This is a genomic window from Erysipelothrix aquatica (genome assembly GCF_009828825.1).
Lineage (GTDB): Bacteria > Bacillota_I > Bacilli_A > Erysipelotrichales > Erysipelotrichaceae > Erysipelothrix > Erysipelothrix aquatica_A.
The window spans coordinates 427,736-439,947 of the sequence record NZ_WTTA01000002.1 but is presented as its reverse complement, the minus strand read 5'-3'; the positions used below and the strand labels follow the sequence as shown (position 1 = coordinate 439,947).

The following is a 12,212-nucleotide window of genomic DNA, read 5'->3' as shown; positions in this document are numbered from 1 at the left end:
AGTCCTATGACAAACTATGAATTTATGGGAATGATTGTTCTTGTTGCTATTCCTACAGTTACAAGTATCTTCAAGTTATCAATTTCAATTGCAAAGTTTGCGAATGCGGTAGAGAACCTAACTGCGTGGCAAAAAGTGAAGGATGATAAAGACGAAGAGCAAGACCGTCGACTAAACAATCATCAGCAAGAAATCGATAAGATTAAGAATACTCATTTTGAGAAAAACAGAATAAACTAGATGCAAGCCACTCTTGATTTGATGATAACATCAGATTGAGGGTGGCTTTTTTACTATGTAAATAGTAGAATTGTATAAAATGATATATCGATTATCATTAAATATATAATTATAAAGTTTGTGAAATGCTGTACTTAAATAAAACTAGTATAAATTACTTGACATATAATTATGTGAAATATTCAATTGTGTTGAAAATAATTCCAAAAGTGGTATATTAATCACAGGAAGATTAACAAATCTAAAGTTGTTCATTTGTTAACCTCCTTTCTAATTGATAGGTTTTACATCTATTAAACTATAATGAAGATAGGCTGCACCAAGCTCGAGTGATCTTCTAGTTTACGAAGGGTTGTGCGTTTTACCTCTACTTGGTTAGAATATTAGATATAGAAGTCTATTATTTGAACGAAAATGCTCGAAAAGGGGTCGTAAGACCCCTTTTTTATTAAAAATTACTAGGAGTGTGTAATTTTGATTGAAAAATGTGTAAGAAGCTACGATAAAATGACAACTAATGTGTATCGTTTTGATTTGATTAAGAAAAAATCTAGACGGAAATTAAATATCGTTTTTAATGATTCTGAATTTTTTCACCTAACTGGACTTCACTATTTAAGAGATATTAAGAATTCTTTAAATGGAAAAAGATCAAAAATATTCGAAAAATTAAAAAATGGGGAAATTGATTTTGATATCATAAGGAATAGTGCTTACTATGAGGATATCGAGTCTAGAGTTTTGCTATGCTTAAACTTGGATAAAATACTTACTGGTCCACTAGAAATATATTCATACAATAAAAATGCAGCAGGATTTTCAAAAATTAAGTCTGATTATATAATTAAGTTTAAATACGATTGGAAACAAGGATACCTATTTATTGTTAAAAGAGATGAATATTTTGAAATATGTAATTGTTTGATAGAGGACAAAAGAGATTTTTGCCAGTTCATGTCTCCTTATGGAATTGAACGTCGAATCGTAAAAGATAAATCCACCTTCGATGTAAAATTTAAGTCTTACAGGTAAATTTTTAGCCAAACTTGTTTAAAGATCAGTTGCATTAGGTTTAATATACAGCAAACCCACTTCTTTTATAGAGGTGGGTCTTTTTTTCTTTGTGTTTAGTAAGTAATACAACAAAAGTGCAATAGGAACTAGGAGCTAATGTGCTATGTTTAATATGGTTGTATACCTTTAAATACATTCTGTTTTTAAAAGACAACCAATATACTCCCGCTGGAGTGTTAGCAGCAGACTTATTCCCGTAAGTTTGCAAAAAAAGAAGGTAACCCCTTCTTTTTTGTTATGAGGAACAAGACAAATTTTGAATATTCCAAATCAATAAAACTACTAATTTTTTTATTTTCGGAATTAAATTATCATAAAATTGAAAACCTGGGTAATGGTTGTGATATAATGGTCACGCTAGGCACAACCTTAACTTTCTTTTTTTTCATACATTAAAAAGAATTTAGCACCTAGCACAATTCAAATTACCGTGGGGGTTATTTGATGAAAGGCATCTTAGAAATAAGGTGCTTTTTACATTTTAATCATCGATTGTGACATTTTAGACAAGTTTAGTAGTTCACAAACAAATGTTATGTTAAGTTTTGTACATAACCGAAAGGTAGAAGGAGGCAATATTTTGAATAAATTATTTAAGATGTTTAGCGTTTCCGTTTTATCTGTATTGATGTTGTTGGTCATGGTTGTTCCTGCAAGTGCAGAAGAAGACGTTGTATCTACATGGTATGACGTTGATATAATTGGGGTAAAAAGAGATTCAATCTTAGAAGAAACTCCAAATTTGTCTGAAGAAGATATAAATTCAATATTAATCGACTATATTTTCTCCGATGAATTTAAACATGACAAAGAAAATCGTGTTCAGGCAAGAAATCTGTATGATCAGTATAGTAGTTTAACGAGTGCTGAAAAAGATTTGGTAAAAAGATATCCATTCCAAGCAGTAACAGTAAGAAAGATTGCCCAGGATGCTGATAGAGCTACAGTTGAGTATTATGCGAATGCACCTTCACATGAATTTCATAACGGTAATGCAGATGCTTACAGACATTGTGTTTGGAATATGTTTATGACTATTCATCTTTCTAGGAGTGAAGCAGAAATGTGGGCAACTGCACATGAACAAAATCCTAATCAACCTCAAATTGAAAAAGAAATGGATTTAATGAATAATTCAGTTGGGAGAAGCCAAGCTCCTAGTGGAGGAAGTGACGTTTTCTATAGAGCCAAGGAAAGAAGTAAGGAACTAGCTAGAAATGGCTCGTTGACAAGGATTTCAAATGGAGTATTAGTAAGAACAAATAGTTAAAAAAGAGGTTTAAACCTCTTTTTTCTTGGTTGAAATTAAAATAGTGTGCAGAGTCAATATAAAAAGTAGTAATTGTAAGATAAATGCGATCCAAAACCAATGATTGATATACGTTTGTGATAAGTCAAGAAGGTCTATATTATTTGTGTTTCCTTCAAAAGAAAGCATCGCAATTGAAAACTGCATAAAGTTCAATTTCATAAGAAAATAGTATAAAAGAACTAGATTTGCAATAATTGTACCACTTAAAAGTATAATTCTTTTTTTCATCATTATCGTATCTCCTTAGTTAAAATTATAACACTAATTTATTTGTTTGGTGTGCAATATAGACGTAAAAAACAACAGTTTAGGCGTTTTTTGATGATTGGAAACTGATATATGTGGCTTGGAACTTGAAAATGAAAAGTTAGAATTGTTTACTGGGTTGATAAGCGTTTTGAAGTTGCTGAGTTCGAATCTAGAGCTCTTTTAAAAAGCGAGACTGGCTACACATGCGAAATGTACCTCGCAACGATTGATGAAAACAAAAGAAAATATACTTCTATGAAGGATTGTTCTTCGTAGAGATTGTAAGATAAGAAAAGGCACGATAACTCGTGCCTTTAATAACCAAAATTGAATTTGTAGGTGTTTTGTAGGTGGTTATGTCCACAAAACCCACTTAATAAGCGATTGGTGGAGTCGGCGAGAGTCGAACTCGCGTCCAGAAAGTGTTCCACATCTCAACGTCTACAGTTTAGTCTCGTGTAAATAATCAAGGCAAGGACATAAGACCAACCATTAACCTTGATGTGCTCTTAGATTTTCGTGTGGTACATCGAGCAATGCAACACCTTATCCTTTGTAGGTTGTTAGATACTATTTGCCCAAAGGCTAAAACGCATAGTATCTGGCTGCAGCGTTAAACGCTAATTAAGCAGCGAATTGTAAACTGTTGTTTCCAGTTATAAGTTTTTTGGCCTTTAGGTAGCCACACCACTGCAATTGAGATCAAACGAAATCCTGTCGAAACCATGACGACCCCATAGAACTATTATATCATGAGATAATAAAGCACACAATTAAGTATGCATATCGAGCTGAAAAACCTCAAAGTTTTTCAGTATAATTGGCAAAACTATCTAGAATGGCTTGCCATCCCGCTTGCTGAAAGGCAGCAGGGTTTGTCGCTTCAGGGTCAAATGTTTGCGTTATAGTAGTAGAGTCGTAGTTTTCAGAAAAGATGACCGAAACCTCACGTCCATCGTCCAAAATGTAGTCAATGCGCGAGAGTGGAATGATTGTAGTGTATGTACCGCCAAAGTCAAAACCCATACTTCCATCTTTTGCTTCCATTCGTGACAATAATTGTCCACCAACAGTTAGATTATTCGAGGCACGGACAGTATGCCAGTCTTCAGATGCTTGGTTCCATTTCATAATGTGCTGTGGATCATTCCAAACCTCCCAAACAAGGTCAATAGGTTGATTAATCCGAGCTGTAATTGAAAGCTTTTCCATAAAGATCCTCCTATATTTACATTCTAGCACTATAGGAAGAAAGAAGACTTGCATAGTGCACTGTATCCAATAAAAAAACTCCTATCATAGGAGTTTTTGTTTATTGTTTATCTTTGTTAATGGTTGCGCGTACCGCTTTACGGACAGTATCTTCAAAATGATTGGCGTCGAGTGAACGGACACCTTCAATCGTTGTACCACCAGGTGAGCAAACACGCTCTGTTAAAATCTGAGCATCGACGCCACTAACACGCAAGTAGTTTGCGCTTCCGGATACAGCGTGGCTGGCAATGCTTAATGCGTCGTCGTAAGCAAATCCCTCTTGCATCGCTTCACTAACCATTGCATCAATAAATTTAAATACAAATGCGGGTGAACTTCCTGCAAGACCGATAAAGCCACTCATCTGCGATTCGTGGATGAGCACAGTTGAACCCAAATTATCAAACATTTCGCGAACATATGTCGCAACTTGACTGTCAACATTATCCGAGGCAGTAATGGCAGTGATGCCTTGTTGGATGGCAACATTTAAATTGGGCATTGCGCGAATTATAGGAACATCGCCAACTTGTTTTTGAATCATCTCAATCGTAAGTTTTGCTGCGATAGACACAATGGTTTTACCTCGTAAATAGGGCCCTATTTCTTCAAAAATAGCACTGAACATTTCTGGTTTGACCGACATCACAATAATATCTGATTCGATAACCAACATATGATGATTGGCAGCAGGGGTAACGTTCAGTTTATTTGCTTTAAACAGCGTATCATCATGCGTTCGTGCGCTAATAATGATATCTTCTTTGTTCGGCATTCCGTGAATGATTGCCTGTGCCATGTTTCCAATTCCAATAAATCCTATTTTCATGATATCACTCCTTTATTTCATTGTGTTCCGAATACAAATAAAAAGCAAGATATCTTGCTTTTTATTTTCGCTTCATTGAAAGGTTCTTGGTTTACCAAGGTTTGGAATGTCGTTAAACGCTACAACCCTTCATTCCTATATCTATTATGCACTTATTTGTTCGAGAATGAAAGTAAAGTGATAACCAATATCATCGAGTGATTAAAAAAAGACTCACACCACTAGGGTGTAAGTCTAAAAATAACTAATTTTTAGAATGTTTGCGTCGTTTCGCAATGATTAAAGCACAGAGTCCCATTAAGGTTAGTGCAGAACCAGAGAAGAGAACTGTATTAGAAACACCAGTTTGTGGGAGTGTTTCAGATGGTTTCTTCGGTTCTTTGCTTTCGCCAAGAACAATTGGTTCTTCATCATTTTCAAATGCAATAGTAATTGATTCGAATTCGCCTGCATAAGTTTCTGGAATTTCGATGGTAATGATTTCCTTCGAAAGAACATAACCTTGCGGTGCAATCGTTTCGCGTAAGCTGTAGGTTCCAGGAGCCAAGTCTTCAAAATGTGCCACACCATCAACAGTTGTTACTGTTGCGACAGAATTTAAAGATGCATCCAATAACTCAAATGTCGCTTCGCCAATAATATTTCCTTTAGGATCAACTTTAGTAACTGTTAATGATCCTTGGTAATTAATATGGTGTGCAACGACAAGAGATGGTTCACCAGCCAATTCAGATTCAATTGTGAATGCTGTTGGGATAGTGTTGATCATAAAGCCGTTTGGTGCTGTTACTTCAACGAATGTATAAGCTCCAGGGGCAAGATCAGAAACTAAGATCGTACCTTGTGCATCCGTCGTATATGTATCGCCGATTGGTTGCTTATCTGCATCGTAAAGTTTATAAACAGCATTTTGAAGACGGTTGCCATGAGCGTCTTCTTTGATCAGTGAAACAGACCCTTTGTAGTTGATATGGTGTGTAACGACAGAGGTTGGTTCACCGTTGGTTTCAGCTTGAATGGTAAATTCAGCAGGAACGGTATTGATAATATATCCGTTAGGTGCTGCAACTTCTACAAATTGATAGGTTCCTGGTGCAAGGTCAGAAACAGAAATCAAACCTGTTTCATCCGTAACATAGGTATCGCCAATTTGCTTCATTGTAGCGTCGTAAAGTTTATACGTTGCGCCTTCAAGTGCATGGCCGCTTGCATCTTGTTTGACCAATGCAGCAGAGCCTTTGTAGTTGATATGGGATGTTTCTACACGTTTTGGTGCGCCAATTGCTTCAGCATCAATCACAAAAGTAATCGGTGTTGTATTAATGACATAACCTTTAGGTGCTGAGATTTCCACAAATGAATAAGTACCCGGAGCTAAGTTTTCGACAGTGATCAAGCCATTGATATCTGTCGTATGCGTATTCCCAATTTGATTCATTGTTTCATCAAAGAGTTGATAGGTCGCACCTTCAAGGACATCTCCGTTTGCATTTTGTTTTGTTAAAGAAACGGATCCTTGGTAGTTTACATGTCGTGCAATTGTATTTGTTAAGTTATCCACTGCTTCATCCATAACCGTGAATGAAACAGGTATTGTGTTAATGAGGTAGCCTTGTGGTGCTTGAATTTCAACGAATGAATACGAACCTGGGGCTAAGTCTGCAACGGAAATAATGCCATTGATGTCCGTTGTATACGTATCCCCAATTTGGGTGTTCGTTGCATCGAAGAGTTTATAGATTGCACCTTCAAGAACAGTACCATTTGGACTTTCCTTAATTAAAGAAACCGTTCCTTTATAGTTAATGTGAGTTACTGTTGTTTCTGTTTGGTTTCCGACGGCTTCAGAAGCAATTGTAAAGCTTGCTGGGACTGTATTGAGTAGGTAACCATTTGGTGCAACTATTTCTACAAATGAATAGTTACCAGGAGCTAAGTTTTCAACAGAAATCAAGCCATTGATATCCGTTGTGTACGTATCGCCAATTTGGTTGTTATTGGCATCGTAGAGTTTGTAGATAGCGCCAGCTAAGACGGTTCCATCTTTATTTTCTTTTGTGAGTGTAACAGAACCTTTGTAATTGATATGGTGAGCTGTGATAGCGATGGGTGTATCAATCGCTTCAGAAGCAATGGTAAAGGTTGCTGGTACGGTGTTAATAAGGTAACCATGCGGTGCACTTACTTCAATGAATGCGTAAACGCCAGGCGCTAAATTTTCAACAGAAATCAAGCCATTGATATCCGTTGTGTATGTGTCTCCAATTTGGTTGTTGTTTGAATCATAAAGTTTATAGACAGCGCCTTCGAGGACATCGCCATTTACGTTTTCTTTTGTGAATGAAACGGATCCTTGATAGTTTACATGTTTTACGACCGTATTTGTAAGGTTGCCCTCAGCTTGAGCCATAATTGTGAAGACAGCTGGTGTTGTATTCACAAGATAGCCATGCGGAGCTGTAATCTCTACAAATGAGTATGTACCAGGAGCTAAATCAGATACAGAGATAATGCCATTAATATCGGTTGTATATGTATCTCCAATTTGGTTGTTGCTCGAATCGTAGAGTTTGTAGACAGCACCTTCAAGGGTTTGACCTGTTGGGGTCTCTTTTATGAGTGAAACTGAACCTTTGTAGTTGATATGGTTTGTAACGACAGGGGTTGGTTCACCGGTAGCACTTGATGCGATTGTAAAGGTAACAGGAATTGTATTTAAGAGATAACCATTTGGTGCAACTATTTCTACGAATGAATAAGTACCTGGAGCTAAGTTTGGAACTGAAATCAAGCCATTGATATCCGTTGTGTACGTATCTCCAATTTGGTTGTTAGATGCATCGTAGAGTTTATAGACGGCACCTTCGAGGACATCCCTGTTCGCATTGTGTTTTTTTAGTGTAACGGAGCCTTGATAGTTGATTCGTGAATCAAGTTCAACTTCAAGCGGTGCGTGAAGGTCGACAACAACTGGTGTAATTGTATTATCAAGAACATAGCCAGGTGCTGCTTGGGTCTCTTTTAAATAATAGTTACCAACAGCAACATTTTCAAAGGATACACGTCCTTGTGTATTTGATGTCGCTTCGTAAACTTGTTGTGTTGCGCCTGCATCGGTAAATAATCCGAATGTTGCACCACTTAGTGTATTGCCAAGCGCGTCCGTTTTCGCAAAGCTTAGTTTCGCTTTGTGGTTAATAACATTGACGGTGGTGAGACCGTTATGGTTGACGCTGACTGTTACAGGGATGTATGCATCATTGTGGATAAATCCATCGGGAGCGTGTGTTTCTTTAAGATAGTATGTAACTCCTGAAGCGGGATTAATATCGTTTGTAAAGACGATACGGCCTTGTGCATCAGATGTTTGTGCAGAACGGAATAAAGTATAACCATCACTTTCAGAGTAGGTATACAGTTCGAATGTTGCACCGGCAAGTGCAGAACCATCCGCAGATGCTTTTAGAACTTCGATTGATAGTGGATAATTAATAACTGTTTCGTGCTTTTTACGTTCTGCCTCAGTATTTGCTGAGAGTACGATGTCACGGGGGGCAATTGAAACATATCCCGGGTATGGAGCAACTTCTTCAATACGATACTTTCCAGGATAGAGGCCTTTAAATGCAAGCTTGCCATCCGTATCGGTCGTTGCTTCACGGATTGTACGTCCGTTCGGTGTGATTAATTTAAATTGAATATTTTCAAGAGGGTCGCCACCATTGAGGGGTTTTCCATTCTTGTCAGTAATATTGCTTTCTGATATTTTGAGAATTTCGAGTTCGAGATTCACAACACCAGAACTACCGCTTCCATATGTATAGGAGTTGTGACTGGAGTCCGTTACAGTTTTTGAGCCACTGTCTGTGATGATTCCTTCCATCGATACATTATTTGTCCATTCAACACGACCTTCAGAGACAATTGATTCTGTTTGGTATGTGACTTTGAATGATGCGTATTCATTATCTTTGGTTACGGGTATTTCGAGTTTAAATCCTTGTCTGTGGGGTTCGTTAATGGGCCCATCTAAAACAGTCTTACCATCGGCGGCATAGTTTAGATAGGTTACAGAGTATTGGTTGGGTTCAAGTAATTCAGCTTTCTCTGGAATTTCTCGTCCCACGCTGTCGTAAACGACTTTGTAAACCTTCAAGGTTTCAGGAAGATAAAGGTGTGTGTCATTCAATAAATCCTGAACTTGAACGGTTTTTTGTAACTTCGAACGTCGTTGGTTGATGTCAATTTGCCATGGAATTTTAACATTTCCAGACGCATCGATATCAATCGCTCCTGGACTGGACTTCACGACGTGATGTCCATCAGAGACTTTGACTTTCGCAGTAATTTCGGTGGGGTAGTCATCGTACGTTACCTGAGCGGTATTGATGACTTCTTGGGGTGCTTCTACATCTTTAATATCGGTTTCAAATATAATTGCGATACGTTGGTCTGGGCCTAATGCCTTTAGGTTAGCGCCATCGATTCGAATAGTTAGTGTTGTTGTTTGTGATTCGGTTTGGTCTTCATTGATTGTTTTAGCGATATCGACAGTGGGGGTAATCGAAAGATCTTTGGTGATATCGTCGCCTAAAACCGTACGACCATTTGAGTCAACCGTATAACGGAAGAAGTTAAGTGATTCAGGATGATAAACTTGATTGTTTTGGAGCACATCAGTGAACACAATAGCGTCTTTTACCGGACGGTTGTTGAAGTTGAGATAGTTTTCCCATTTGATAGTTTTCTTCGAATCGTTGAAATCAAAATGACCACGTTTCTCACCATTGTGTGAAACGGTTGTTTTGATTGAGTCAGAAACGCGTGTTGTATCAATTAAGGTTGTGCTGCCATTTGATAATTCGACAGCGGCATTATTTGCAATACCGATTGATTCACTTGTCTCAAACTTACGAGCGTCAAACTTCGTTGTGTAGGTGAGTACATAACGTTGTTTGGTTGGCTTGCTCGGGTTAATCTCGAATGCGAATCCAGTTACATTGTCACCAGTTTTACTAAATGTTAGCGAACTGTGCGTCGCAGTTGATATTGGGACACCGTCAAGTTTAAGTGAGTCAGTATCGATCGAGAAAATGTTATGGGTTCCTTGTAGCATATCACTCACAAGAAGTTTATCGTGAAGATATTCTTTGTTGTTAATTTCGACGGTCCATGTCATGGTCTCTGTTGTATAATCAATCGCTGGTCTTGATTTCGAAATAATTCGACCGTGGTATCCAGCACCGGTACCGCCACCACTACCAATAACTGTATCACCTATTTTACCAATAATTTGGTTGGTGACATTGCCATCAGGTTGAGTTGTTACGTTGTCACTGTTTCCTTTTTCAGGAAGCGTCACAATTGTATCGTAAGTAATATCTACACGTTCTGATGAATTGCTTAGGTAGGTTAGCTCAAAGTGGGGGTTTGTGCTGCCGTTATTTAATTCAAAACTAAAACGTGTTGTAGTATCTGAACTCGTAAATGTATATTTATTCGGGTTTGTGCTATCTTGTTGTAAATCAGCAAGAGTATACGTTTGGGTTCCAACTTTAAATTTGAAACTGGATGAATCATAGGTACTTGCAATGCCTGAAAGTGTATCTTTGAAGACTGTACCAGTTTTTAAAGTGACTTTATGAGGATTTATCGCAACTGCCCATGAATCTCTGCCGGAATTTTCAACACCTGCTGTATGCTCCTTGGTTACTTTTTCAGGAAGTGTATATTTGAATGATGCTGAATCTTCAGTTTTGGAACCAGGTTTGATTCCTTCGCCAGTAAGTTTGGCATGGTTAATGAGTGTTTCAAATTCTTTACTTTGGTCAATCGATGCGTCATCTGTTTTGGTAGTAACATGAATTCGATATGGTTTATCGATATCGCCTAAGCTAATCTCGACATTACGTCCTGTTTGAGACGCTACATCAAGGGATGTTGTGGTATTAGAAACGGGTTCTAATGATAAATTACCATTTTTTAAGATCGGTTTTAATTCGGTTTTTGTCACAGATACTAATGAACTATGCTCGGGGAGTGTTTCAAGAAGCTTGGCATTGGTAATTGATGTACTACTACGGTTTATATCAATTTCCCAAGTGATTGTTTGCCCATTTGCTTCAGCTGAAAGTACTTTTTTGGTAACATCGTCTTTCACATCCAAACGTGGATTTAAGGTTAAGACGTTTTCATCGGTATAAGGAATGGTGATGTCGAAGGGAACATTTAAATCAACATTATTAAGATCTGCTCGTAAATTTAAATTGAGTTTTCCTTCTGGTAAACCACTCGATGTTGATCCTGAATTGAGCGCTTCGTTGAATGTAAAGCGTACTTTACCATTTTCAATTTTATACGTTCCAAATTCAGTTATAAACAGATTTGCAGTACTTGTAAAATGCTTGGGTAATTCAAACTCGAGATAATCGTGCGGTAAGACAGGGTCATCAGAGTTCGCAATTGTTTCATCAATTTTCCAATTGATTTTGAAACTAAGAACATCGCCATCTTCAATGTTTAGAGGTTGATCAAAATCAGTGATTTCTTGACTGTCTCGATAGGTGAGCTCACCATTATTGTCGATAACATTGTCCTTCTTAGTATGTAATAACGTCAGCATTGGTGCGGTACCTGGTATGATTGCTTTTGACCAATCTTTAGGCACACGTTGGGAACGTGGTGCAGCTTGCTGAGGTTTCACGGATTCAGTCGATGTTTCAGTTGCATTTCGAACTGCATCGCCATCGGTAGAAATCTCACCCTTCTGTGGTTGGGGTGTATCCACAGCAGGATCTAAATCTATATTTGATGTTTTGTTTGTGTTTGCATCATGACTAGTTTCAGAAAGAACTGTGGGGGCGATTTCGTGGGTTGTTTTATCCTCAGCAAGTACGGATACTTGAGAGAATGCGACAAGTAGCGCTAAGGCTAGCGCCAGAAATCTATTCTTCTTCATGTGTATTTTCTCCTTTAGACACAAGGCTCATTATATCGAATTGATGGGTACAAAAGTAGTGATGTGTCTCGTTTCCACAGTCAAAAATGTGTTATTCATACATAATGTAAGAAAATAAACATATTAAATGGGGTAACGCAGAAAAAGATCCGGGGGCGGATCTTTTTAGCTTAATACATGTCAGATGTCGAAGACGTTCTGTACTAAGTCATATAAATGGTGGGGTAAAACGTCATCTTTCGATGATAGTTTTAGTTTACACCACTTTAGGAAGCGTCGTGCATTAATGTCCTAAA

7 protein-coding genes and 1 other RNA gene are annotated in these 12,212 nt (G+C 37.7%); 3 read left to right on the top strand and 5 right to left on the bottom strand.

Annotation, left to right across the window (positions count from 1 at the left end):
- Positions 1–6 precede the first annotated feature (6 nt).
- From GVV22_RS05345 to GVV22_RS05335, 3 genes are all read left to right on the top strand, one after another.
- A complete protein-coding gene (locus GVV22_RS05345; protein WP_159649100.1) occupies positions 7–240 on the top strand; it encodes a hypothetical protein in 234 nt (77 codons plus the stop codon).
- A 474-nt stretch (positions 241–714) separates the two neighbouring features.
- Positions 715–1,272, top strand: coding sequence for a PBECR4 domain-containing protein (locus tag GVV22_RS05340; protein ID WP_159649099.1), 558 nt, complete (start codon positions 715–717; stop codon positions 1,270–1,272).
- A gap of 622 nt (positions 1,273–1,894) precedes the next feature.
- Positions 1,895–2,584 carry a DUF6973 domain-containing protein gene (locus GVV22_RS05335; RefSeq protein WP_159649098.1) on the top strand — a complete coding sequence of 230 codons (690 nt, stop codon included), beginning with the start codon at positions 1,895–1,897 and terminating at the stop codon, positions 2,582–2,584.
- Between the two features lie 9 nt (positions 2,585–2,593).
- Here the strand turns inward: GVV22_RS05335 and GVV22_RS05330 are convergent, their stop codons facing one another.
- The 5 genes from GVV22_RS05330 to GVV22_RS05310 form a co-directional block, all read right to left on the bottom strand.
- Complete coding sequence (locus GVV22_RS05330) at positions 2,594–2,857, bottom strand: hypothetical protein (RefSeq protein ID WP_159649097.1); 264 nt, start codon at positions 2,855–2,857, stop codon at positions 2,594–2,596.
- Between the two features lie 403 nt (positions 2,858–3,260).
- Positions 3,261–3,611, bottom strand: a transfer-messenger RNA (tmRNA) gene (gene ssrA / locus GVV22_RS05325).
- Between the two features lie 65 nt (positions 3,612–3,676).
- Positions 3,677–4,087, bottom strand: a complete 411-nt coding sequence (locus tag GVV22_RS05320) for an SRPBCC family protein (protein WP_159649096.1) — start codon at positions 4,085–4,087, stop codon at positions 3,677–3,679.
- 100 nt (positions 4,088–4,187) lie between these two features.
- A complete protein-coding gene (gene proC / locus GVV22_RS05315; protein WP_159649095.1) occupies positions 4,188–4,958 on the bottom strand; it encodes a pyrroline-5-carboxylate reductase in 771 nt (256 codons plus the stop codon).
- A 244-nt stretch (positions 4,959–5,202) separates the two neighbouring features.
- Entirely contained in the window at positions 5,203–11,916 is a 6,714-nt protein-coding gene (locus GVV22_RS05310; protein ID WP_159649094.1) for a SpaA isopeptide-forming pilin-related protein, read from the bottom strand.
- Positions 11,917–12,212: the final 296 nt, after the last annotated feature.

Excerpts from the sequence above, each read along its gene's own strand:
- GVV22_RS05320 (WP_159649096.1), bottom strand. The coding sequence starts at position 4,087 with ATGGAAAAGCTTTCAATTACAGCTCGGATTAATCAACCTATTGACCTT.
- proC (WP_159649095.1), bottom strand. The coding sequence starts at position 4,958 with ATGAAAATAGGATTTATTGGAATTGGAAACATGGCACAGGCAATCATT.
- GVV22_RS05330 (WP_159649097.1), bottom strand. The coding sequence starts at position 2,857 with ATGATGAAAAAAAGAATTATACTTTTAAGTGGTACAATTATTGCAAAT.
- GVV22_RS05345 (WP_159649100.1), top strand. The coding sequence starts at position 7 with ATGACAAACTATGAATTTATGGGAATGATTGTTCTTGTTGCTATTCCT.
- GVV22_RS05310 (WP_159649094.1), bottom strand. The coding sequence starts at position 11,916 with ATGAAGAAGAATAGATTTCTGGCGCTAGCCTTAGCGCTACTTGTCGCA.